Origin of the sequence: Roseibium sp. HPY-6 (assembly GCF_040530035.1) — a bacterium.
Classification (GTDB): domain Bacteria; phylum Pseudomonadota; class Alphaproteobacteria; order Rhizobiales; family Stappiaceae; genus Roseibium.
This window is the reverse complement of record NZ_JBEWCD010000002.1, coordinates 894132-917962: the sequence shown is the minus strand read 5'-3', so window position 1 is coordinate 917962 and position 23831 is coordinate 894132. Positions and strand designations below refer to the sequence as shown.

General features: G+C 57.2%; 24 protein-coding genes and 1 tRNA gene. 16 read left to right on the top strand and 9 right to left on the bottom strand.

The window, feature by feature from the left end:
* The first annotated feature begins 22 nt into the window (after positions 1-22).
* From ABVF61_RS15630 to ABVF61_RS15610, 5 genes are read left to right on the top strand one after another with little or no spacing between them, the layout of a single operon-like run.
* Complete coding sequence (locus ABVF61_RS15630) at positions 23-1903, top strand: NAD(P)H-dependent oxidoreductase subunit E (RefSeq protein ID WP_353994463.1); 1881 nt, start codon at positions 23-25, stop codon at positions 1901-1903.
* Entirely contained in the window at positions 1900-2628 is a 729-nt protein-coding gene (locus ABVF61_RS15625; RefSeq protein WP_353994462.1) for a 2Fe-2S iron-sulfur cluster-binding protein, read from the top strand. The genes ABVF61_RS15630 and ABVF61_RS15625 overlap by 4 nt, the downstream gene beginning before the upstream one ends.
* On the top strand, positions 2625-3194 hold the full coding sequence (locus ABVF61_RS15620) for an NADH-quinone oxidoreductase subunit B family protein (RefSeq protein ID WP_353994461.1): 570 nt from the start codon (positions 2625-2627) through the stop codon (positions 3192-3194). The genes ABVF61_RS15625 and ABVF61_RS15620 overlap by 4 nt, the downstream gene beginning before the upstream one ends.
* Positions 3195-3207: 13 nt before the next feature.
* Positions 3208-4650 carry a Ni/Fe hydrogenase subunit alpha gene (locus tag ABVF61_RS15615; protein ID WP_353994460.1) on the top strand — a complete coding sequence of 481 codons (1443 nt, stop codon included), beginning with the start codon at positions 3208-3210 and terminating at the stop codon, positions 4648-4650.
* 54 nt (positions 4651-4704) lie between these two features.
* Entirely contained in the window at positions 4705-5163 is a 459-nt protein-coding gene (locus ABVF61_RS15610) for a hydrogenase maturation protease (RefSeq protein ID WP_353994459.1), read from the top strand.
* Between the two features lie 70 nt (positions 5164-5233).
* Here the strand turns inward: ABVF61_RS15610 and ABVF61_RS15605 are convergent.
* The 4 genes from ABVF61_RS15605 to ABVF61_RS15590 all read right to left on the bottom strand — a co-directional run bounded on the left by ABVF61_RS15605 (position 5234) and on the right by ABVF61_RS15590 (position 9343).
* Positions 5234-5310: transfer RNA gene (locus ABVF61_RS15605), tRNA-Arg, on the bottom strand.
* Between the two features lie 227 nt (positions 5311-5537).
* The gene (locus ABVF61_RS15600; protein ID WP_353994458.1) at positions 5538-7022 is read right to left on the bottom strand and encodes a sensor histidine kinase; all 1485 of its coding nucleotides are present in this window, start codon (positions 7020-7022) and stop codon (positions 5538-5540) included.
* 50 nt (positions 7023-7072) lie between these two features.
* On the bottom strand, positions 7073-8503 hold the full coding sequence (locus ABVF61_RS15595; RefSeq protein ID WP_353994457.1) for a dihydrolipoyl dehydrogenase family protein: 1431 nt from the start codon (positions 8501-8503) through the stop codon (positions 7073-7075).
* Between the two features lie 54 nt (positions 8504-8557).
* A complete protein-coding gene (locus ABVF61_RS15590) occupies positions 8558-9343 on the bottom strand; it encodes a TVP38/TMEM64 family protein (protein ID WP_353994456.1) in 786 nt (261 codons plus the stop codon).
* 361 nt (positions 9344-9704) lie between these two features.
* On the opposite strand from ABVF61_RS15590, the gene rpmH reads away from it, so the two are divergent.
* The 9 genes from rpmH (at position 9705) to ABVF61_RS15545 (ending at position 17273) form a co-directional block, all read left to right on the top strand.
* Positions 9705-9839, top strand: coding sequence for a 50S ribosomal protein L34 (gene rpmH, locus ABVF61_RS15585; protein ID WP_006934271.1), 135 nt, complete (start codon positions 9705-9707; stop codon positions 9837-9839).
* Positions 9840-9894: 55 nt separating this feature from the next.
* Positions 9895-10296 (top strand): ribonuclease P protein component, encoded by a 402-nt coding sequence (gene rnpA, locus ABVF61_RS15580; RefSeq protein WP_353994455.1) that lies wholly within the window; start codon positions 9895-9897, stop codon positions 10294-10296.
* A gap of 6 nt (positions 10297-10302) precedes the next feature.
* Positions 10303-12138 carry a membrane protein insertase YidC gene (yidC, locus tag ABVF61_RS15575; protein ID WP_353994454.1) on the top strand — a complete coding sequence of 612 codons (1836 nt, stop codon included), beginning with the start codon at positions 10303-10305 and terminating at the stop codon, positions 12136-12138.
* A gap of 191 nt (positions 12139-12329) precedes the next feature.
* Positions 12330-13010: a CatB-related O-acetyltransferase gene (locus ABVF61_RS15570; RefSeq protein WP_353994453.1), complete on the top strand. Its 681-nt coding sequence runs from the start codon at positions 12330-12332 to the stop codon at positions 13008-13010.
* A 9-nt stretch (positions 13011-13019) separates the two neighbouring features.
* On the top strand, positions 13020-13667 hold the full coding sequence (gene yihA / locus ABVF61_RS15565) for a ribosome biogenesis GTP-binding protein YihA/YsxC (protein WP_353994452.1): 648 nt from the start codon (positions 13020-13022) through the stop codon (positions 13665-13667).
* A gap of 107 nt (positions 13668-13774) precedes the next feature.
* Positions 13775-14662 carry an acetylglutamate kinase gene (gene argB, locus ABVF61_RS15560; protein ID WP_353994451.1) on the top strand — a complete coding sequence of 296 codons (888 nt, stop codon included), beginning with the start codon at positions 13775-13777 and terminating at the stop codon, positions 14660-14662.
* The gene (locus tag ABVF61_RS15555) at positions 14659-15402 is read left to right on the top strand and encodes a pyrimidine 5'-nucleotidase (RefSeq protein WP_353994450.1); all 744 of its coding nucleotides are present in this window, start codon (positions 14659-14661) and stop codon (positions 15400-15402) included. Before argB ends, ABVF61_RS15555 begins: the two co-directional genes overlap by 4 nt.
* A gap of 94 nt (positions 15403-15496) precedes the next feature.
* The gene (locus ABVF61_RS15550; RefSeq protein ID WP_353994449.1) at positions 15497-16381 is read left to right on the top strand and encodes a LysR substrate-binding domain-containing protein; all 885 of its coding nucleotides are present in this window, start codon (positions 15497-15499) and stop codon (positions 16379-16381) included.
* Between the two features lie 241 nt (positions 16382-16622).
* The gene (locus ABVF61_RS15545) at positions 16623-17273 is read left to right on the top strand and encodes a VPLPA-CTERM sorting domain-containing protein (RefSeq protein ID WP_353994448.1); all 651 of its coding nucleotides are present in this window, start codon (positions 16623-16625) and stop codon (positions 17271-17273) included.
* A 75-nt stretch (positions 17274-17348) separates the two neighbouring features.
* Here ABVF61_RS15545 and ABVF61_RS15540 read toward each other — a convergent pair whose 3' ends face one another.
* A complete protein-coding gene (locus ABVF61_RS15540; RefSeq protein ID WP_353994447.1) occupies positions 17349-17978 on the bottom strand; it encodes a TetR/AcrR family transcriptional regulator in 630 nt (209 codons plus the stop codon).
* Between the two features lie 66 nt (positions 17979-18044).
* Here ABVF61_RS15540 and ABVF61_RS15535 point away from each other — a divergent pair, with 66 nt between their 5' ends.
* On the top strand, positions 18045-19091 hold the full coding sequence (locus ABVF61_RS15535; protein WP_502949968.1) for an alcohol dehydrogenase family protein: 1047 nt from the start codon (positions 18045-18047) through the stop codon (positions 19089-19091).
* 13 nt (positions 19092-19104) lie between these two features.
* On the opposite strand, the gene ABVF61_RS15530 is transcribed toward ABVF61_RS15535, so the two are convergent.
* Complete coding sequence (locus tag ABVF61_RS15530) at positions 19105-20010, bottom strand: EamA family transporter (protein WP_353994446.1); 906 nt, start codon at positions 20008-20010, stop codon at positions 19105-19107.
* 363 nt (positions 20011-20373) lie between these two features.
* Between ABVF61_RS15530 and dapD the strand changes: the two genes are divergently transcribed.
* Positions 20374-21225, top strand: coding sequence for a 2,3,4,5-tetrahydropyridine-2,6-dicarboxylate N-succinyltransferase (dapD, locus tag ABVF61_RS15525; RefSeq protein ID WP_353994445.1), 852 nt, complete (start codon positions 20374-20376; stop codon positions 21223-21225).
* Between the two features lie 54 nt (positions 21226-21279).
* On the opposite strand, the gene ABVF61_RS15520 is transcribed toward dapD, so the two are convergent.
* From ABVF61_RS15520 to ABVF61_RS15510, 3 genes are read right to left on the bottom strand one after another with little or no spacing between them, the layout of a single operon-like run.
* A complete protein-coding gene (locus tag ABVF61_RS15520; protein ID WP_353996438.1) occupies positions 21280-21864 on the bottom strand; it encodes a hypothetical protein in 585 nt (194 codons plus the stop codon).
* An 11-nt stretch (positions 21865-21875) separates the two neighbouring features.
* Positions 21876-23051, bottom strand: coding sequence for a succinyl-diaminopimelate desuccinylase (dapE, locus tag ABVF61_RS15515; RefSeq protein WP_353994444.1), 1176 nt, complete (start codon positions 23049-23051; stop codon positions 21876-21878).
* A gap of 46 nt (positions 23052-23097) precedes the next feature.
* Entirely contained in the window at positions 23098-23523 is a 426-nt protein-coding gene (locus tag ABVF61_RS15510; RefSeq protein WP_353994443.1) for a DUF805 domain-containing protein, read from the bottom strand.
* Between the last annotated feature and the right edge of the window lie 308 nt (positions 23524-23831).

The window sequence follows — 23831 nt, the reverse complement described above, 5'->3', positions numbered from 1 at the left end:
TGAATGAGGGATCGGATGCGCAATGGAATACGGTCGCAGAAAGTCCGGCGGAAGTTCAGCTACTGTCTGTGAGGTGCCCTATGTACCTGATGCCGAGATTGCCGGGATCTGCAAAACCTACGGCAACGACAAGCACCGCATGCTTGATATTCTGCGCGAAGTTCAGGACCGTTATCGCTGTATCGCGCCCTCGACAATGGAAAAGATTGCGGCATCGACCGGGTTGACGCGGATCGAGGTGGAAGGCGTTGCGAGTTTCTATTCGTTCCTGTCGCTGACACCACGCGGGCGCATCAGCATCCGGCTGTGCGACGATATTGTGGACCGTTACTCCGGGCTCGAAGAGGTCACCAAGGCTTTTGAAGATGTTCTTGGTATTGAGGTTGGCGAGACATCCTCCGATGGCGCATATTCACTGGAATACACGCCCTGCATCGGCATGTGCGACCAGGCTCCGGCGGCCATGGTCAATGATGTGGTGCTAACCAGGCTCACCAGCGAAAGTGCCCGCTCATTTGCGGAAGCTCTCAAGGCAGGTCAATCGCCGGAACATCTGGTGAGCGATCGATTCGAGGTCTTGACGCCGCATGATCGGGCGCTCCGTATGGTGGATAACAATATCCGCCACGCCGGTGAAGTTCTGCTTGGTCCGGTACCGGATGATGCCGGGCTGAACCATGCAGTTGGCATGACCCCTACCCAGATCATCACCGCAATTGAGGAGAGCGGCCTGCGGGGATGCGGCGGCGCCGGCTTTACCACAGGCAGGAAATGGCGCTTTGCCGCCAGCGAAAGGGCCGAGAAGCACTTCGTGATCTGCAATGCGGATGAAGGCGAACCGGGAACGTTCAAGGACCGGGTGCTGCTGACGGAACGTCCGCATCTTGTGATCGAAGGCATGTCCATCGCTGCTCGGGCAGTCGGCGCAAGAGAGGGCATTCTTTATCTGCGCGGTGAGTATGTCTATCTGCGAGACCTTCTGCAGCAGGTTCTTGAGGAGAGAAGACGCCGGGGTCTCCTTGGCGAGAACATCCTTGGCGTCAAGGGCTTCAATTTTGACGTCCGGCTGCAGCTTGGAGCCGGGGCCTATATCTGTGGTGAGGAAGGCGCGCTTATCAGTTCCTGTGAAGGTCTCCCCGGCGAGCCGAAAACGCGGCCGCCGTTCCCTGTCAATCGCGGCTACCTCGGTTATCCGACAGTTGTCAACAATGTCGAGACCTTTTGCCATGCGGCTCGGATCCTGGATCGGGGTGCGAAGTGGTTTCACGACATGGGGACAGAAGGCTCTCACGGAACCAAGCTCTTTTCGATCTGTGGTGACTGCCTGAACCCCGGCATTTACGAACTCCCCTACGGACACACGGTCTGGGAAATTCTGGAGCGGGTTGGCGGCGAGGATGCAGCCGCCGTACAGGTGGGCGGACCGAGCGGAACAATGATCGCGCGGGACAGTTTTCATCGCAAACTCACATTCGACGATTTGGCGACGGGCGGCGCGGTCATCGTATTCAACGGTGAGCGCAACATTCTCGAGATCGTCGAATATTACATGTCGTTCTTTGTGCACGAGAGCTGCGGCTATTGCACGCCTTGCCGTGTTGGCAATGTGTTCCTGCAAAAGGCAATTCAGAAGTTTCGCAAAGGATTGGCCAATCCCGAGGACGTTGAATACCTGAAAGATCTGTCCGGTACGATCATCGAGACCAGCCGTTGCGGTCTCGGCATGACCTCGCCCAATCCAGTGCTGACCACCTTGCAGAATTTCCCGTTGGTCTATTCGGCGGTAACCAAGCCGAGCAAGGACGGTATACGCGATACGTTCGACATTCAGTCAGCCATCGATGGTGCCCGCAAGATTGCCAAGCGCCGTTCCTACATCTTCGATAGGGATTTCACCCAATGAGCGGAACCAGGAGGGAAACCGGCTTCTCCTTCACCATCGATGGGGTGGAAGTCACGGCTTATGCGGGTCAGACGATCATGGAAGCCGCCGATGAGGCGGGAGTCTACATTCCGCGTCTTTGCGATCACCAGGGATTGCGCCACCAGGGAAGCTGCCGGGTATGCACCGTCAAGGCAGGCGGGCGCAGCGTTGCCGCCTGCACGCAGCCCGCGGCGCCGGGCCAGGCGGTCGAGAACGAGACCAAGCATTTGAACAAGATGCGGCGCGATCTTGTCGAGATGCTTTTTCATGAAGGCAATCACCTGTGTCCGATCTGCGAAGCCAGTGGCAATTGCGAATTGCAGGCAATGGCCTACCGGCTCGACATGACGGAGACAACACGTTTTCCCTATCTTGAGCCCTGCCGCCCGCTTGATGCTTCTCATCCCGATATCGCGCTCGACACCAACCGCTGCATCAGTTGCGGCCGCTGCATCCGGGCTTCCCAGGATGTCGATGGCAAGGGGGTCTTCGGATATGTCGGCCGCGGCATTCACCGACGAGTTGCCGTCAATGGTGAGAACCTCGCCGAGACGGATGCCGAAGTGACAGATCATGCCATTTCGCAGGAGGTATGCCCGGTCGGCTGCATCATCCGCAAACGCGTCGGCTTTGTCACGCCGATCGGGGAGCGGGAGTTTGACCAGGGGTTGATCGGTCAGGAAATCGAGGAGAAGCGCAAATGAGCGAGTTGCCGAAGGCCCGCATTGCCACGGCGTCCCTGGCAGGATGTTTCGGCTGTCACATGGCGATCCTGGATATCGATGAACGCCTGCTCGAACTGATGAAGCTTGTCGATGTCGACCGTTCGCCGCTGACGGACAAGAAGCGCTTCACCCAACGGTGTGACATCGGCATCATCGAGGGCGGGTGCTGCAACGAGGAAAACGTGCACGTGCTGCATGACTTTCGGCGCAATTGCGATGTTCTGATCGCCCTCGGACAATGCGCGATCATGGGTGGGTTGCCGGCCATGCGCAATGCGATCATGCATTCAGATGCGCCGCTGCGTGAATGCCTGGACGAGGCCTTTGTCACCGGTCGTTACATTCGCAACACAACCCACAATGTTCCGAATGATCCGGCACTGCCGCTTTTGCTTGACGAGGTCTATCCGTGCTCGCAAGTGGTCGAGATCGATTACCAGATTCCGGGCTGCGCGCCGGGCGGCGACATCATATTCGACACGCTTTCCAAATTGCTGACCGGCAAGTTTCGCGGTTTTGAGCGTGAGATGATCAGGTTCGACTAGGGAAAAGATCAAGATGGCTGATCCCAGAATGATTGAAATCTCGCCAGTGACCCGGGTTGAAGGGCACGGCAAGGTCACCATTCACCTTGACGCGGAGAACCGGGTCGAGGAAGCAAGATTGCACATCGTCGAATTCCGCGGTTTCGAGCGATTCATCCATGGTCGTTTGATGTGGGAAGTTCCGGTGATCGTTCAGCGCCTGTGCGGCATCTGTCCTGTCAGCCACCATCTGGCGGCAGCGAAGGCCATGGACATGATTGCAGGCGTGGACCAGCTAACGCCAACCGCGGAAAAGATGCGGCGGCTTATGCATTACGGCCAGGTGATGCAGAGCCATGTCCTGCATTTCTTTCACCTTGCCGCGCCCGATCTGCTCTTCGGCTTCGGCGCGCCGGCCGAAAAACGAAACATTTTCGAGGTGATCAAGGAAAAGCCCGAACTTGGCAAACGGGCGGTCCTGATGCGCAAGTATGGCCAGGAGATTATCGAGGCGACGGCCGGCAAGAAGATCCACGGCACGGGAGCCATCCCAGGCGGTATCAACAGGAACCTGCCGCTCGAGCGGCGGGACCACTTTTTAAGCTCGGTCGATGAGATGATCGAATGGGCGCAGGATGCCGTGAAGCTTGCCCGCGACTACACGTTGGAACATGAGGAACTGGTCGCCGAATTCGGCTCCTTCCCCTCCAACTATCTGTCGCTGGTGCGTGAAAGCGATGGTGCGCTCGATCTCTATCATGGCAATCTGAGGGCGCTGAGTTCCACAGGGGATCTGATCTTCGACCAGATGCCCTATGAAAAATATCATGAGCTGATCGTCGAGGATGTCCGCTCTTGGTCCTACATGAAGTTTCCCTTCCTTACCGAACTCGGACCGGATGCCGGCTGGTACCGGGTCGGGCCGTTGGCCCGGATGAACACGGCAAGTTTCATCGACACCCCGCTTGCGAATGACGCGCACCAGGACTTGAAAAAGGTGACAGGGGGAGCGCCCAACAATTCAACGCTTGCAAATCATTGGGCCCGCATGATCGAGGTGCTTCACTGCGTCGAAAAGGTAAAAGAGCTGCTCAGCGATCCGGATCTTCAAGGTACTGACCTGATTGTGACGGGGGAGCGCCGCGAAGAGGGGATTGGCGTGATCGAAGCACCGCGCGGAAATCTCATTCACCACTATAGGGTCGATGAGCATGACCAGGTGACCTATTGCAATCTGATCGTTTCCACGACCCATAACAATGAAGGCATGAACCGGGCCGTGAAAGACGTCGCGGTCAAGCATCTTTCCGGTCACGCGCAGATTACCGAAGGCATGCTCAACCATGTCGAAGTGGCGATCCGGGCCTACGATCCGTGCCTGTCCTGCGCTACCCATGCCCTTGGCCAGATGCCTCTGAAGGTAGAGTTGTTTGATGCATCGGGTGGTTTGATCGACCACAGGACACAGTCGATATGAATTTCGGGACGCACAACACGGTGTGCAGCGAATGGTCTTTGAGGTTCTGACGAGATGCTTTTGATCGGTTACGGAAATCCGGGGCGCGGAGATGACGGATTGGGTCCGGCATTCTCAGAACGCATGGCCGCATGCGCACTGCCCGGCCTGGAAGTTGATACCGATTATCAACTTGTGGCCGAGCATGCACTCGCCATGTCCGGTCATGATCTCGTCGTGTTTGTGGATGCGGAGATAGGTGGTGAAGAGGCGTTTTCCTTCAAGGAGATTACCTCTGCGTCGCCTGAGTATCTCGGAAGCCACAGCTTTGTCCCGGAAACTGTGCTGGCGCTTTGTAAAACGCTCTACGGCACATCACCACGGGCTTATTTGCTCGGAATTTCCGGTCATGCCTATGGTGAAGTGCATGAGGGACTTTCGGAGCAAGCCCTTAAGAACCTTTTGCAGGCCGAAGCCTTCTTTCGGAACTGGTTGAAGGAATTTAAAGCAGGGCGGGAAATTGCCGATGCATGAAATATCGCTGTGCGAAAGAACCTTTGAGACCCTGAAACAGCGGACTGCGAAAGCTTAAGGTGTTGAGAAATGGCGCACCGGGGAGGATTCGAACCCCCGACCCCCAGATTCGTAGTCTGGTGCTCTATCCAGCTGAGCTACCGGTGCTTATGGGCGCGAAGACCGGGTTATCCTGATGAGTGGCATAGTGGACAACCGTCTAGGCTCTGCGAGGCGATGTGTGCCCCGGACAGGGCGCTTACGTACTGCGGTCCGGCAGCGAATGCAAGCGCCTTTTTGAACTTTTTTTCAAGGAACTGTCACACAATTCCATAACTGCCGGAAAAGCCTGAGTTTAACGCGAATGCCCGGTTCACTGATGTATCACCGTGGCGTCATGCAGGGCGATCCGGAACCTTCAGCTTAAAGCAGGCACCCGGTTTGGTTTCATCGAGATGAATGGTCCCGCCATGCGCCTTCAAAAGCTCTGCGACAATGGCAAGACCGAGCCCGACACCGCCCTTCTTCGAGCCACTGTGGAATGCCTTGAAGAGCGCCTTCTTGATGTTGTTCGGGATCCCCGGACCGGTGTCGGAGATCATGACGTGAACGCAGTCGCCCTCCCTCACTGCGTCCATGGTGATCCGACGCACGAGCGTTTCGTCCTTTTCGGCCTCCAGCGCTTGCAGGGCGTTCCTTACAAGGTTGAGCAGAACCCTGAAGATCTGTTCGGGATCGGCATCAATCTCGATATGCTCCATAACCTTGTTTTCGAAGGCAACCGTCTCATGGTCGACGAGCCCGAGCACATCGGCCACATCGTCACCGACGCGCTGAAGGGCGAGAAGCCGGCGTTGCGGCGGCCGCTCCTGCGCCTTGCCATAGGACATGACCGCCTGGGTGTAGCCGACGGCCCGGTCAAGCGTTGCCAGGATCTTCGGCGCCAGTCGGCTTACGGTCGGGTCCGGAACATGTTCCAGGCGCTCGAGAAACAGTTGTGCCGACGCAAGCAGGTTGCGCAGGTCATGGTTGATCTTGGAGACCGCCAGCCCCAGATCGGCCAGTCTTTGCTTTTGGTGGAGCGCTCTTGAAAGGGCTTCTTCCATGGCCGCCAGGCGGATCTCTGCATCCCCGAGTTCGTCCTTGCGGCCGGACACCGCGATGATCCTGGACGTGTCTTCTGGATTTTCGGCAAAGCGTTCCATAGACCGGGTCAGTCGCCGAAGCGGGCGAATGAAAAGAGCGCGCAGCGTGATATAGACAAGGCTTGCGGTGATGATCGAAATCACGAGGGACAGCGCCAGGATACGCCCCGAAAAAGCAAGCATATCCTGTTGCAACAGGCTCACCGGCAGGACAACATCAACGCGCTCGGTATGGCCCATCTGACCGAGGCCGACCACGCGCATCGCGCCATCGCCGCGATAGGTCAGTATCTGGAAGCTGCCTATAATTGACGTCAACGGATTGACCTTGGCCATGTCGACAACGAAATCAACTTCGCCGGGCACATCATTCATGGCAATCAGGCTTCGCCGTGTGCCCTGATCAAGCGAAATGGCCAGGGCTCCGGTGGTGTTGAGGAGCTGTTCCTGGAGCCTCGGGGCAATGGTACTGGTTTCCGCAAGGACCGATGCGGCCACACCGGCGGTGGTCAGGCGGTCCATCAGCCAGGTGTTGCGGTAGTTGGCGATCGACGGAACATAAATGAACACTTCCGACAGCATCACAAAGACAACGGTCAGCAGCAGTAGCTTGCCGGACAGGCCGCCAAGACGGCGCCGGTCACTGCGGTCAAGCGGCTGGTCGCCCGGTCCCGGACGGCCATCCTTGTCCTGTGTCGGGACTGCTGCGCCTTCCGGCGCACCCTCATGCTTCATATCCGTTCGTCCAAAAAATCGCCGGTGTTCACGGCAATTGCAGCAATATCTTATCCAAACCTGCGCAAAATGCCGAGAATGCGGCGAAGCCAAACATTATTTGGTGCGTCCGCATAGTACGAAATTGCCGCACGCCGCACCAGTTCACCCAGGGTCGGGTATGGTGCTATGAAACCGGCAAGGTCTTTCATGGTCATTTTTTTCGACATTGCCAGCGAAAGAAGATTGAGGATCTCGCCGGCCTGGGCACCGACGATATCGGCTCCGAGCAACCGTCCCCGCGGACCGGCGATCAGTTTCAGGCGCCCCTCCGTCAGTCCTTCGGCCTGTGCCCGGTCGTTGCCGCGATAGGTCGCGCTCAACACCTTGACCTTGTTGCCATGACGGCTTCTGGCCTCGGCCTCCGTCAAGCCGATATGGGCGAGTTCCGGTGAGGTGAAGGTGACCCAGGGCACATAGGTATTGTCCATCTTGATCGGCATGCGGAACAGGATCGATCGGATGACAAGGCCGGCCTGATAGCCCGCGACATGGGTGAATTGCAGCCCGCCGGCGACATCGCCAATTGCGTAAATCTTGCGGTTGCTGGTTCGCAGTCCCTTGTCCACCTTAATGCCCTGGCGGTCATACTTGATCCCGGCGGCGTCAAGTCCGAGGTCCTCCACGTTAGGAGCTCTGCCGGTCGCAACAAGGACATGACTGGCATCGACCTTGACCGGCTTCCCGTCGCCGCCCCGCGCAGACAGCGTCATTCCCGTCTCCGACTTTTCGATCTTTTCGACGGCGGTCTCCTCAAGGATATCGATGCCTTCGTTCTTCAAGGCGTCCAGAACCACTGCGCCAAGCTCAGCGTCGTCTTTCGCGAGCGCCCTCGCCGCTTCGAAGACAGTGACTCTTGCGCCCAAACGGCGATGCGCCTGCGCCATCTCCAGGCCGATCGGGCCGGCACCGATAATCGCCAGATGGTCGGGACGCTCGCGCAGCTGAAACAGAGTTTCGTTGGTCAGGTAGGGCACCTGATCGAGGCCCGGGATCGGCGGAACGAAAGCGGTCGACCCCGTTGCGACCACAAACCGGCGTGCCTTGATGTCCGTGTCTCCGGCGCGAACGGTGTCTGGCCCGGTGAATTTGGCGGTCTCCCGCAAGACCGTCACGCCAAGGCCTTCGAAACGTTCCTGGGAGTCATGCGGCTCAATCGCCGCGATAACGCTGCGAACGTGATCGTTCGCGGCCGCAAAATCGATATCCTGGCCTTTTGAATGAATGCCGAACGCCTCGCCGCGCCGCGTAATTGCGGCAGTCTTGGCGGCCGCAAGCAGGGCCTTGGACGGCACGCAGCCGTAGTTCAGGCAATCTCCGCCCATCAGTCCCTTTTCGATCAGAACAACGTCGACACCGAACGCGGCAGCCGCAGCCGCGACCGAAAGCCCACCGGACCCGGCTCCGATCACACAAATGTCCGGGGTGAGCAGATTTGCCATGGAGGGCTCCAATTCAGGGAGTTGATCGCGATTCGAAAAGTCTAGACGAGGCCGTCAGCGCGCGCGGACTTTTTTCAGGACGACGGGAATGAGGCTGGCAATTCCGAGCGCAAAGAACGCGGCCAGCAATTGAGGCGTCACAAGGGCGGAGATCTCAATCTGGCATGTCCCGGCAGATGCGCAGCCGGGATCAGCGGCTTCCTGGGCTTCGATCACACTGTCGAGGCCCGACCCGATGAAGGCGAATGCAAACGTTCCGGGAATGATCCCGAAGAAGGTTGCCAGCGCATAAGGCGGCAAGCGCATCTGAAAAATGGCCGGTGCAATATTAACAAGCCAGAACGGAAAGACCGGTGTCAGACGCAGAAACAGCAGATAGCTGAATGCCTCATTTCGGAAACCTTCCGCAAGGCGGGATATGAACGGCCCGGCGCGCTTGGTGAGAACTTCGCCAAAGGAGGAACGGGCGACGAGGAACACGGCACAAGCGCCGAGGGTTGCGCCGACAACGGTCACGAAACCGCCTGTGATCCAGCCAAAGAGGAAGCCTCCGGCGATGGTCAGCAAAGACGCCCCGGGAAAGGAAAGTGCAACGCAAACGACATATGCCAACCCGAAAACCAGAATCGCGACGATGAGATTCTGGTCGACGAAGCCGATCAGGTCCTGCCGCTGCATGATCAGATTCGACAATGTCAGCTGCTTGTGCAGGCCGAGCGAAAAGGCTGCGACCATCAAGGCAACAAGAATACCCAGCGGAAGCCACTTCTTCCATTTGCCGGACGAGGAAGCCTCAACCTCCGTTTCGACGATCTGATCTGTTTCCTTCGACCCTGTCATAGTGTCGGCCTTAACCCCCAGCTTATTTATTCCAATCTGCTCTTTGAGCCCGGCGGTTCTTGGTGCCGCCAAAATCTTCTAAGTGCCAGATGTACCTTAAAGCTCTTAAAAAGAACCATGCTTCACTGATAAGTGACGGCATGGTGTCGCTCATTCACCTGTGCGTGATCAGAGACCGATCGGAGATTCTTGTCGTGCAACGTTGACTTGAAGCTATGCTGAGCTTATAAGCGCGCACGACTGGGACATGCATTCGGACCCAAGGCTGTGTAGAGCCGTGCGCTTTCAGCGCTTCGAGTGCTTCCTCCAAAGAATTTATAAATGAACAAGGGCCGCGCTTGAAGCCGCGCGGGGAAGAACAATGAAGCGTACGTATCAACCGAGCCGTCTTGTCCGCAAGCGCCGCCACGGATTCCGCGCACGTATGGCCACGAAAAACGGCCGTCAGGTGCTTGCTCGCCGTCGTGCAAAAGGCCGCAAGAGCCTCAGCGCCTGATAGGCAACCTGTCAGCACGCCGGCTAGCGGCGTCTGCCTACACCTTTCAGTGGCCATGGACACTTTGAAGAAGCGCTCCGAATTCCTCGCGGTTGCCAAAGGCGGCCGGTTGGGTCGGCGCGCTTTCCTTATTCAGGGCCTGCAGCGTGATAGCGACAGCGCACCGCGCGTCGGTTATACAGTCACCAAAAAAACCGGTAACTCGGTCATGCGCAGCCGTATCAAGCGGCGGCTCAGGGCAGCCGTTGCCGCGCTCGGTGCCGATGATATTCCGCAAAAGGCGGATTTTGTGCTTGTTGCACGCGATTCAGCGCTCACTCTTCCCTTTCAAAATCTCGTCGCAGACCTTAAGTCTGGCCTAAGCCAAGTGCTGGACGCAAAAACACCGCGTGGACGGGGAAAACCGCGCCGCAGTCATCATGCGTCTCAGCCTACACCGCGCAGGAAACAGGGGTAACTCCAGTTGATTTCTGAAAACCGAAACACGATTCTGGCGATCGTATTGTCCCTGATTGTTCTGCTAGCCTGGCAGTATTTCGTCGCGAGCCCGGAGCTGGAGCGTCAGCAGGCCGCGCTCCAGGCGCAGCAGGAAGCGGACGCAGCCCGTCAAACCGTAACGCCGGGCAGCGCCAATCCCGACGCACCGCAACCTTCCGCGACCTCGAGCGGCAACGCGGCGCTGCCGGCGCAATCAGTCGGGCAAAACGCCGTTTTCGGAAGCCGTGCACAAGCGGTTGCAGCGAGCCAGCGCGTCGTGATCGAAACACCGAAGCTGGAAGGATCGATCAACCTCACCGGCGGCCGTCTCGATGACTTGCGGCTGAAGGACTATCACGAGACAGTCGACAGAAGCAGCCCGACGATCGCACTGTTTTCGCCAAAAGGCAGTCCACAACCCTACTACACCGACTATGGCTGGGTCGCCGATCCGGGCGCTGACGTGGCCCTGCCCGGTCCGGACACGGTTTGGACCGCGGAAGGCGATGGGCAGCTGACGCCGACCACGCCGCTGACGCTGACCTGGGACAATGGAGGCGGAATTGTTTTTAAGCGCACGTATTCCGTTGACGAAAACTATATGTTCACGGTGTCGCAATCCGTCGACAACAGTTCCGCGACCGCTGTGACGCTTTATCCCTACGGCCTGATTGCACGGAAAGGCATTCCGGAGACGACAGGCATCTGGATCCTTCATGAAGGCCTGCTCGGCGTCTTTGGTGAAGAGGGCCTGCAGGAAATCGACTATTCCGATCTGGAAGAAGAAGGAACCAACCGGCCCGCAAGGGTCGATAACGGCTGGCTCGGCATCACCGACAAATACTGGGCGGCGACACTCATTCCGGTACCCGGACAGGAGTTCCAGCCCAGCTTCAGTTTCTCCAATGCGACTGGGAACTTCCAGGCGGATTTTCTCGGGAACGGCGTCTCCGTTCAGGCCGGCAGCACTGCCGAAACCAGCTCCTACCTCTTCGCTGGCGCCAAGGAAACGAAGCTGATCGATGCCTATGAGGAAGCACTCGGAATTGCGCGCTTTGAACTCCTGATCGACTGGGGCTGGTTCTACTTCCTGACCAAGCCAATGTTCTTCGCCATAGATTATTTCTTCCATCTGCTTGGCAATTTCGGCGTGGCCATTCTTGTGGTGACGGTGATCATCAAGCTGATCTTCTTCCCGCTCGCGAACAAGTCCTACGTTTCCATGAGCAAGATGAAGCTCGTGCAGCCGCAGATGACCGAGATCAGGGAAACCTACAAGGACGACAGGCAGAAGCAGCAACAGGCTCTGATGGAGCTTTACAAGAAGGAAAAGATCAACCCTCTAGCGGGCTGTCTGCCGATCCTGATCCAGATCCCGGTCTTTTTCGCACTCTACAAGGTGCTCTTCGTCACGATCGAGATGCGGCACGCGCCGTTTTTTGGCTGGATCCAGGATCTGTCCGCGCCCGATCCGACGTCGCTCTTCAATCTGTTCGGACTGATCCCCTGGGATCCGCCGCAGTTGCTCATGCTGGGCGTCTGGCCGCTGCTCATGGGTATCACCATGTTCGTTCAGATGAAGATGAACCCGGCACCGCCGGACCCGACACAGCAGATGATCTTCACCTGGATGCCGGTTGTCTTCACTTTCATGCTCGCGTCCTTCCCGGCCGGTCTTGTTATCTACTGGGCCTGGAACAACTTCCTGTCGATCGCACAGCAGTATGTGATCATGCGCCGCCAGGGGGCCAAGGTGGAGCTTTGGGACAATCTCGGGTCGATGTTCAAACGAAAAAAACCGGCGTCCGACGACAAGGGCTGACAAGTCCCGAAAGACCTGCTACACACCGAGGCCTCGCAGTTCGCGGGGCCTTTTTTTGAGCCAAGGAGTGCACAGACCAATGATCCGATGAAGCAAGACCTGTTTCGCAAGGCGAAGTCGCCGACCTGCAGGTCGATCGCGCAATAAGCGCACCTTTTTCTTCCCTTGTTTCTTGCTCTTTTGGAGGTCTCATGCACGGACCATCACCGTCTACGCCGCATCCATTTCACGGGGAACCGCACACGGTATTCCTGAAGAATTTCATTACACGCCCGAATATCGAGGTCGGCGACTACACCTATTACCACGACTTCGAAAACGCGCCGGACTTCGAAAATCGAAACGTGCGCTACCACTTCGAGGCCATTGGCGACCGTTTGAAGATCGGCAGATACTGCGCCCTGGCACATGGCACGACATTCATCATGAATGGCGCTAATCACGCCATGACCGGGTTTTCGACCTATCCCTTCCACATCTTCGATCCAGCGTGGCAGGAGCAGTTCGAACCGTCATCGATTTTCGATCATCTGCGCGGTGACACGGTCGTCGGACATGACGTTTGGTGCGGCACCAACAGCACCATCATGCCCGGTGTCACCATTTGCTCTGGCGCAATTATCGGGGCGCATACCGTCGTTGCTTCAGACGTGCCTCCCTATGCCGTGGTGGTCGGCAATCCGGGGCGCGTTGTGCGTCTGCGCTTCGACGAGGCGACCATTGAACGGTTGCTGCAGGTTGCCTGGTGGGACTGGCCGATCGACAAGATCTCCCGGCACCTCAGGGCGATCTGGGGCGCCGATATCGATGCACTGGAGAGGGCCGCCGTTGAAAACGACGTCCCTCTCGACGCACCCGCCAAGGCAAGCTAAAAGCGCGTCATGAGCGAAGACCTGAACCACACCCAAGAAGACCTGGAAGCGGGCCGGCTGATGTTTGCCCGCTCCTGGGACTTTCTGACCAGCGTTACCGACATGTCCAATCTCCCGGAAGCCGCCGGCACCGAGATTGCGTTTGCCGGGCGATCCAATGTCGGCAAATCAAGCCTGATCAACGCACTGACGGGACGAAAGGGACTTGCGCGCACCTCGTCAACGCCGGGACGAACGCAGATGCTGAATTTTTTCGTTGCCCCGGAAACGCCGCTGACAATCGTCGACATGCCCGGTTACGGCTACGCGCAAGCGCCAAAGGAACTGGTCGAAGCGTGGACAAAGCTGGTGTTTTCCTATTTGCGGGGGCGCCCGAACTTGCGGCGTGTCATCTTGCTCATCGACAGCCGCCACGGGATCAAGAAGAACGATCTGGAGACCATGGACCTGCTCGACAAGGCTGCGGTCGTTTACCAGGTCGTCCTGACAAAGTCCGACAAGATCAAGCCGACTCAGCTTGCGCGCCTTGTCAACGACACGCAGGCGATGCTCGCCAAGCGCGTCGCCGCACATCCGCTGATCATAGCGACCTCATCGGAAAAGAATTCCGGCATCGACACCCTGAGGGCTGAACTCTGCCTTCTCGCCAATCAGTAACCTTTGATCTGGTGCAATGAGCCGGGCAATTGTGAAGCTGACCCAAAACGGCTATAGCAGGAGCCCCTTATAGAAATAGTCCGAATTGCAGTTGAAGTCCGATCCCAATGACCAGTCCTGACATGTCCAGCCGCGCCCACATCATCGCGCATGCCCTGCCTTACATGCAGCGCTACGACGACAAGACAGTCGTGGTGAAGTATGGCGGCAACGCCATGGGCGACCCGGAGCTTGGCCAGGCCTTCGCACGTGACATCACGCTGCTGCGCCAGTCCGGCGTCAAACCGGTTGTCGTTCACGGGGGCGGGCCGCAAATCGGAAAAATGCTGCAACGGCTCAACATTGTAAGCGAATTCAAGGGGGGCCTGCGCGTCACCGACAAAGCGACCGTTGAAGTCGTGGAAATGGTTCTCGCCGGGGCGATCAACAAGGAAATCGTCCAGATGATCAATGCCGAGGGCGGCCGAGCGGTCGGCCTTTGCGGCAAAGACGGCAACCTCGTTACGGCACGCAAACTCAAGCGCACTGTCGTCGACCCGGACAGCAATATCGAAAGCGTGGTGGACCTCGGCTTTGTCGGCGAGCCCGCGAGCGTTGACCCGACAGTGCTCAAACTGGTTTTGAAGGAAGCTATCATCCCGGTTGTCGCGCCCGTCGCCCATGGCGAGGACGGCGAGACCTACAACATCAACGCGGATACGGCAGCCGGTGCGATTGCCGGATCGCTGAACGCCAAGCGCCTGTTGTTCCTGACAGACGTACCGGGTGTACTCGACAAGGAAGGCAATCTGATCAAGCAACTGACTGTTGCCAAGGCACGCGAGCTCATGGTGGACGGGACAATATCCGGGGGCATGATCCCGAAGGTGGAAACCTGCATCGAAGCCCTGGATCGAGGTGTGGAAGGTGTCGTTATTCTGAATGGCAAGGTCGCACATGCGGTGCTGCTGGAGCTTTTCACCGATGGCGGCGCCGGGACGTTGATCAGACCGTGACAGGTAAGCGCCAATTGCCCGTCGAGGGCCAGCATGCACATCGCCAGGATCTGAGAACTTTCATGGGAGTGGAAGCCTGGGTCTTTGACCTGGACAATACGCTCTATCCGCACGAAGCCGACCTGTTTTCCCAGATCGATGAACAGATTGCGCTTTATGTGCAAAAGACACTGGACCTGAACCGATCGGACGCGATGGCGCACCAAAAGGCGCTTTATCACGAATATGGCACAACACTGCGCGGATTGATGACAACGCAGAACATCGATCCGGATGACTATCTCGCCTTTGTGCATGACATCGACTATTCCGGGCTCGAACCCAACCCGGAGCTTGGAAAGGCGATTGAAGCGCTTCCGGGCAAGAAATTCATCTTTACCAATGGCGACCGCCCGCATGCGGAACGCACCGCGGCAGCCCTGGGCATTTCCGATCATTTCGAAGACATTTTCGATATCGTCTCCGCAGACCTGATTCCCAAACCAAACCGGGAGACTTACGACAAGTTCATCGACATCACGGGCATCTCCCCCGCGCGGGCAGCGATGTTCGAGGATCTGCCAAAAAACCTGAAAGTACCGCACCAACTGGGCATGCGCTCAACGCTGATCATACCCAAGGGTTCGCGGCAGGTTTTTCAGGAAAGCTGGGACCTGGAGGGTGATCCCTACCCCCATGTCGACTTCGTCACCGAGGAACTTACCGGATTTTTGAAGGCGGTAATGGGGGCGTTTCGCTAGGCAGCCCGGTCCAGCGTCGCATGCCAGCGGCGCTATCAAGTCCGGAGATTCTGCTCTAGATTGAGCAAAACTCAACAAGTGGAATCCAATTTGAATGGCGTCCCTTCGCGCACTCCACGCGTTCTCTCTTCTTGCCCGGCACGGCCGGGCATCGCTCGCAGCTGAAAAACTCGGCGTCTCGCCGTCGGCACTTTCCCATCTCATGCGCAAGTTGGAAAGCGAACTCGGCGCAACGCTGGTCAATCGCGATGGGCGCGGACTGACACTTACGGAGGAAGGCCAACGTCTGGCACTCAGTCTGGGTGACGCATTCGACAGGATCGAGGAAGCTGTCGACAGTTTCAAGCGGCGTGGGCGCACCGAGCTCAGGATCAGCACCGTTTCGACGTTTGCGACGCGTTGGCTCATTCCCCGGTTGCCTGAGTTTCAAGCGGAGCAGCCTGATGTGGAGCTGCTTTTGTCAACGTCTACGCGGATGGTTGATCTCGACCGGGAGAATTATGACTGCGCGATCCGGCTCGGTATCGGAAACTGGCCGGGCGTTGAATGTCACCTCCTTTGGCAGGAACATCTCGCTGTCGCCATGGCGCCGTCCCTTTTGAACGGCAAGGACCATTCCGCAGCAGCACTTCTGTCCGATTTACCTGTGTTGCACAGTTCTTCGCGCCGAGGCGACTGGACCGCATGGCTTGAAGCGGCTCGTCTCAACCATCCCGACATTTCCTCAGGTACGGTGCTTCAAAGCCGTGATCTTGCCATTCAGGCGGCTATTGCCGGGATGGGTGCCATCGTGATCGATCGCCGCTTTATCTCCCAGGAACTGGACGCTGGACATCTCATTTCACCTGACTGGCCGGTGTTGGAATTGGAAACCGGCTACTGGTTCGTCAGATCTCCGACACGCACATTGACCCGACCCGTCAGGGCATTCCGCACCTGGCTGCAGTCAACAGCGGAAGATGGTGCCTCACAACAGTGAGCCACGCCCGAGACATACAAAGCGTCAAACCGGCATTGCTGACAACGCGTTTCGCAACACGGCAATTCAGCCTTCGCCGAAACTCTGTTTGCGCGCGTTGACGGCATCGCAGACAATCGAAATCGCCTCAAAATTAACTAGAATTTAAAATTAATTTGATTCTTGTAAATTTTTACACTACGGCTGCGGTATCGCGACAGGAACTTATGCAATCTTATTGCGTTGCATTGAAGGAGTAGCCATGCGTGCTGCAATAGTGGGTTTTTTGTTTTGTGTTTCGGCGGCCGTTCTGCCATCAACCGGCGAAGCCATGGTTTACACATTCGATTTTGAAGAATTCGACAGCGGCGACGTCATCACCTCGGTTAGCCGCGGAAATTTGAGCGCAACGGTTTCCGCAGACGGTGGAATTGACAAGGCTGTAGCTTTCGATACGGACAACTTCACCGGTGAAGACGACGACCTTAGTGCGCCGATCAAGGATCTTTCCGGGTTGACGAAGGCATTTGGGATAATCCCGGTTATCCAGGAAAACAATGACATTGCCGATCCGGACGACAATGCACGCGGTGGTACGATCACGTTTGTTTTCGACAGGATGATCCGGTTCCTGGGCGCTGACTTCATCGACATCGAAGAACCCGGCGCGCGCATTCTGCTGGACGGTGTCGACCTCTTTGGTGAAGTCGGCGTGAGTGCCAACAACAGGTTCGCTCCAGTAGGTGCCGATCCTCAACAGCGGTATGGCAACACGCTCTCCATCGTTCTGGCTGGATCCGGCTCATTCGACAATCTGACTGTCGCCGCCGTTCCGTTGCCGGCTGCAGCATGGCTGCTGCTTGGTGGTATTGGCGGATTGGTGCTGACGAGCCGCCGTAAGAAAGCTGCCTGAACGAACCTAAGCTGCTACGCATTTTAACAAACCCGCAGTCTTCTGAAGACACGCGGGTTTTTCGTATGGGCACCTTCAATTTGAACGAGGAAATGCCTTGCTGACCGATGCACTCATCGGATCGGCTTCGTGTGAGCGATCTTCTGCAGACGGGAGCGAACCCGAATTCTTGAGACCCGTTGCGGAGGTTTCGTTCAAAAGCGTATCGCAGAGGTTCTTTGCGCTTCTTGTTGCGTTTTCCCCGTATAGAGGCCAAGCCTGCATTAGCCCTTCGACAATCAGCGCGACCTCACCCTGGTGCTCCTGTAGTCCAGACACCTCTGACGTTTTTTCGGCAACTTCGTTCTTGTGTTTTGCCAAAAGTGCCCGCAGCCGCTCATCCCGGGGGGCGCTCGCAACCGCTGCATGAAAGAGGCAGCCGTGCGACGCCTCCTTCGACATCCATTGCGCAATGCGATCCAGCACCAGGTGCAAAACGGTTGGCCCATCGCCCGGCAGGTCGTCGAACACAAATTGCATGTATCGTCTGTGCCGGTGTTCCAGGGCACTCAAGACCATTTCCTCGCGCGACGGCATGTACTTGTAGAGCGTCCTCAGACTGACGCCAGCCGCTTCACGCAGGCTGTCGATGTTGGGCTCAGAGAACCCGTTTTCCGCAAATGCCCGCTCAAGTCCGGCGGCAATTCTGGCTTTCGTGTCAGTCATGGTTGACGGGGTAGAATAAATCCTCTACTCGAGCAAGTAGAACAATCATTCTACCGGAGACAACACGTGCGCCTTCCTCAAAAAATGAACGGTGTCGTTCTGACCGGACATGGTGGCCCTGAGACGCTCGAATGGCGGGAAGACCTGGATGTCCCCTCGCTCGAAACCGGTGAGGTGCTCATTCGCGTCGGCGCTGCCGGCGTCAACAACACCGACGTCAACACGCGCATCGGCTGGTATTCGAAAGGCGACAACGACGCAGAAGATGCCGCCTGGACCGGGGAAGCCCTCAAGTTTCCGCTCATTCAGGGCGCCGATGTCTGCGGGTCCATTGTTGCCGTCGGCGCAGGAGTGGATCCGTCCAGGATTGGAGAACGTGTACTCGTGGAGCCTTGTCTCATTGAGGCAGAAGGCCGGATGCTGCATACGCCCTGGTATTTCGGATCCGAGTGCAATGGCGGCTTTGCAGAGTACACCCGCGTCGCTTCACGGCACGCCCACGCGATCGATTGCACCCTCACGGATGCGGAACTGGCTTCCTTTCCCTGTTCCTATTCGACCGCTGAAAACATGCTCGAGCGCACACGGGTCAAGGCAGGTGACACGGTGCTGGTCACTGGCGCGTCGGGCGGCGTCGGATCTGCTGCGATCCAGCTGGCGCGCGCGCGCGGTGCCGATGTGATTGCCGTGACGAGCCCCTCTAAAGCTGGGTCCTTAGTGGAGCTCGGCGCGTTCAAGACGCTGGATCGCGACGCGGATTATGTCGCCACTCTAGGAGCCAATTCGGTCGATGTGGTCATCGACCTGGTCGCAGGGGCCAAGTGGCCTTCACTGCTGGAAGTGCTGAGACCGGGCGGCCGATATGCCGTGTCGGGTGCGATTGGCGGCCCCATGGTGGAACTGGATGTGCGAACACTGTATTTGAAAGATCTCAGTTTTTTTGGCTGCACCGTGCTTGAGCGACAGGTTTTCGGCAACCTCGTGAAACGGATTGAAGCCAAGGAAATCAGACCGCTTGTCGCCGAAACGTTCCCGCTGCGCGACATTGCAGCCGCACAGGCAGCGTTCGGGGAAAAGGGTCATATCGGCAAGATTGTTTTGGAAGTCGCCTAAGTCTGCGCGTCGGTCAACCTGTCAGAATAATGCCGACGACCGCGCCGACAATAAGAAGGCAGCCCGAAATTTCGGAGCGCGTGATCACCTCCTTGAAGACCAGCCAGGATGCCAGAAAGGTAAAAACCAGCTCGATCTGAGCAAGCGCCCGGACATACGCCACGTTTTGCAAGGTCATTGCTGTGAACCAGCCTATCGATCCGGCAACACCCGAAGCCCCCACCCATAGGGCCGCGCGCCAGGCGCGAATGCTCGCGCGCAGTTCCGCGGGCTCTCTCAGTGTCATCCAGAGCGACATGACAAGGGTTTGAAACATCGTCGCGTAGACGAGCGCAGTGGCCGCCTGCATGGCCACGGTCGTTCCTTCCAGCGACAGGGAAGCGGTTCGGTAGGCAACAGCTGAAGCTCCGAAAAAGGCAGCCGAAGCCAGGCCGATGAGCGCCGGTCTGCCAAAAAGAGATGAGCGAATTGCCGGTAATGTCAGCGGAACCCGCGCCAGCGAGATGGTTATCACACCTGCGATCCCGACCATGATGCAAAGAGCTGCTGGCAAACTGACACGCTCTCCGAGGACCACAAGACCAAAGAGCGCCGCCTGAATGGGTTCGGTTTTGGAATAAGCCGTTCCAACCGCGAAATTGCGGAAGGAAAAGAGATAGATCAGCAAGAACGTCGCGATAATCTGTGCCAAACCGCCAAGCGCCCCGGCTACAATCAGCGTCACCGTCGGATCCGGGATGGGGTTCTTGAAAACAAAATGCAGGACGGCGGCATAGAGGAGCGCAAAGGGCATCCCGTAGCCGAAACGGACAAACGTCGCACCTGTGTTGCCCAGCCTGCCTTTCAGGTGCTTTTGCATTGCCGTTCGCACGTTTTGGCAGAACGCGGCGGCGATTGTAATCGGGATCCAGAGCTCCACGAAGATCGACTTCCTCTCAGTTGATTTCAAATCATCTTAGTCGATCAACCATCCCAAGAAACTAAAGAAAACGGGAGAAGAAAAGTTACTTTTTCTCAATAATTAACTTCTCCCGGCACTCGCACTGGTTGCCCGTTGACCGTCCACATTGGATCTCTTTCAAATTCCGAGTGCCCTGGCGATGAGACTGTACGGAACCGGGCAGGTTCGTCTCAGGCCAAACGCCTTCAACGCAATTTGGCCGTACTTGTAGACGCAACGATGTCGTTCAAAGAACACTTGCCTTGCCTGCGGCGCTTGACAGGTCTTGGTCCGGCGGCTTAGGTCCGCGCACAAATTGTCAACGCTTGGAGTCCTTGTCAGATGACACACGACCTTGCCGCCCTTTCCCAGACTATCGATGCGGCATTTGAAGACCGCGCCACCATTGACACATCAACGACCGGCGACATCCGGGATGCGGTGGAGACAACTCTTAATCTGCTTGACCGGGGCGAACTGCGCGTTGCTGAGAAGAAGGACGGCGACTGGGTTGTCAATCAATGGGCGAAGAAAGCCGTTCTGCTGTCTTTCCGGCTCAATGCCATGGAAGTCATCAAGGGTGGACCCGGCGAAGCTGTATGGTGGGACAAGGTGCCGTCAAAGTTCGACAGCTGGAGTGGCCTTGAGTTCGAACAGGCTGGCTTCCGCGCAGTTCCGAATTGCACAGTCCGTCGCTCCGCATTCATAGGCAAGGGCGTTGTCCTGATGCCGTCCTTTGTCAATCTCGGCGCCTATGTCGACGAGGGCACGATGGTCGATACGTGGGCAACCGTCGGGTCCTGTGCGCAAATCGGCAAGAATGTGCATCTTTCCGGCGGCGTTGGCATAGGCGGCGTTCTGGAGCCGCTTCAGGCCGGTCCTGTCATCATCGAGGACAACTGCTTTATCGGCGCCCGGTCCGAAGTTGTTGAAGGCTGCATCGTGCGCGAAGGCTCAGTGCTCGGCATGGGCGTTTACATCGGCAAGTCGACACGTATCGTGAACCGCATGACCGGCGAGATCAGCTACGGTGAAGTCCCCCCCTACTCCGTCGTCGTGGCCGGCTCGATGCCGACCTCCAGCCTCATGGGTAACGGGGAAGCAGCGCCGAACCTTTACTGCGCGGTGATTGTCAAAACGGTAGACGAGAAGACCCGTTCGAAAACCGCGATCAACGAATTGCTTCGCGACTGACCAGCAGTCCTGCATGTGTTTCGAACCCCCGTCTCTCAGGAGGCGGGGGTTTTGTCATGCTCTCCAGAGAATGCCGACGATTTCGGCAATGACCAGCGACAGCAGAATGTCGAGCACGACAATGCCAATCGCAAGACTTATGGATGCATGCAACGCGATCCGAGCCACAAGATAGCGATACCACAGCACAACCAGAACACAGGTCAGAGAGAGGAGCACCGCGATCCCGGGCGACACGACACCGAGCAAAAACAGCATGTAGGTGATCATGAAAGGGATCGACGCAAGCAAGCTCGTCCAGTTCCGAACGACGACAAAGGGCACATACCGATGTGAAATGCCGATTGGAGCAGCCAGCGCCGCCAGAATCAGCGGGAGCGCGATCCAGTCAATGCCGAGACCAAACGCCTGCGCCGTCCAGAATGCCTGGTTGGGAAATCCTTCCGGGTGGAACATATTCTCGGCGAAATAGAGCTGCCTTTCCGACAGTCCACTCAAAAGAAATGCCGGTATGAGTAAAAAGACGACCTGAAACGACCGCCAGAATCCGTGAATGGACTGGTCGAAGAATGCCATGCCTTCCGGTCGGTTGCGCAAAAGCAACCATGAACCATCCAAGGCCGCCCGGATTTCGTTCATGCTTATCAAGTTCAAGCCGCTCCCGAAGCCTTCGTAAGATACTCGCGGAGAAAACGTTTATAAATCGCCGTCAGCCGGTCAAGATCTTCAACGCTTACACATTCGTCGACCTTGTGCATGGTCTGCCCGACGAGACCGAACTCCACTACCGGGCAATAATTCTTGATGAACCTTGCATCGGACGTCCCGCCACCGGTCGAGAGCTCCGGACGTCGCCCGGTTTCGCTCTCGACGGCCTGGCTCAGAACTTCGATCAGTTTTTCGTCCCTGGTAAGAAAAGACTCGCTGGCATCGCGCTTGAAGGCCACGTCCAGCTGTAAGCTGCGAAGGTCCACTCCTTTGAGAGTTTCGAGGATTTTCGCCTCGAGCCTTTCCAAAGACCATTCATCGTTGAAGCGAATGTTGAAGCGCGCTTCTGCCCGCGCCGGGATGACGTTGAACGCCGGATTGCCGACGTCCATGCTCACGATTTCAAGATTGGAAGGTTGGAAACGGTCGTTGCCGTTATCAAGCGTCAATGCATCAAGAGCAGACAGCAAGCGAACCAGGCCGGGGATCGGATTGTCGGCAAGATGGGGATAGGCGGCATGCCCCTGTACACCTGCAACCGTAATTGTGCCGGACAGCGACCCCCTTCGCCCAACCTTGATCGCATCGCCGAGCTTTTCAGGATTGGTTGGTTCGCCGACGATACATCCGTCGAACTTATGGCCTTGTGCTTCGGCCCACTCCAGCAGTTTCACCGTCCCGTTTACGGCCGGTCCTTCCTCATCGCCCGTTATCAGGAAGGAGATCGTCCCACCAAAGTCCGGCCCGAAGTCTTCGACAAACTCGAGCGCCGCTGCCGCAAAAGCTGCGACGCCGCCTTTCATGTCAACGGCACCGCGCCCGAAGAGCACGCCGTTTGAGATGTCGCCGTCGAAGGGACCATGGCTCCAGTCGCTCTCGGCGCCGGCCGGTACCACATCGGTATGCCCGGCAAACACGAAGTGCGGCGCACCGGAGCCAATCGTTGCAAAAAGGTTTTCAACGTCCGGGGTGTCATCGTCTTCAAACGTTATCCGGGACACCGAAAAACCTGCGCCCGCAAGCAGGGTTTCGAGCGCCGCAAGAGCGCCTCCCTCCATCGGCGTTACAGACGGGCATCGAATAAGGTCCTGGGCAATGGAGACGGCGTTGGTAGGCATGACAGTCAGATTCTCACGACGAATGATGTTCGTATCAGAAGAGATTTCAGGATTTGCGCCAATAGCTGTTGGGAAGCGGACCATTTCGGTTCGATTGCGGCTGGCTGGGCATGAAACCCAAAACGAGAACCATCAGGATATTGATCCCTGGAAGAAAGATTAGCAATGCCCAGAAGCCGTTCTGGCCGATGTCCTGCAGACGTTTGATCACAATTGCCAGTTCGAACCATTGCAGAACAAAAAAGAGAAGCGGGAACAGAGGATTCGAACCTGCAAACGCGCTCGGCGTTACTTCTTCGGGGTTCGGGATGCCGGGAATCGAGAGCCACCAGATCCTGATCGCCATCCCGATAACCACCCAAACGAATGCAAAACAGAGCCAGTAGGGTTCCTTGCCGATACGGCCGATCGGGCTCATCAAGGCCCATACCGGCCCGGGTGAGATATTCGCGCTAGGTGGTGAGGTGTTCATTCAATGCCGCTCACGTAATTTCTGCTTCGACACGGAGGTAGACGTATAAGCTGCGCGGATCAAGCACCGTTGTCCTTTCAAACCTGTACAATCTGCACAAGGCGACCGCCGCGGCTGATGAAATGTCCACACATCGGTAATGACGCTGGGGAATATCGTTGGATTTTGAACCGCAAGCATGTCTAATTTGAGATTAAGAGAACCAACACCGTCGGGGGGCCCGAATTATGACCGGTGCTTGTCAAAAAATCATACTCACTTGTGCAATCAGCCTTTTTTTAGCCGCTACAATTGTCTTGCCAGCGCCA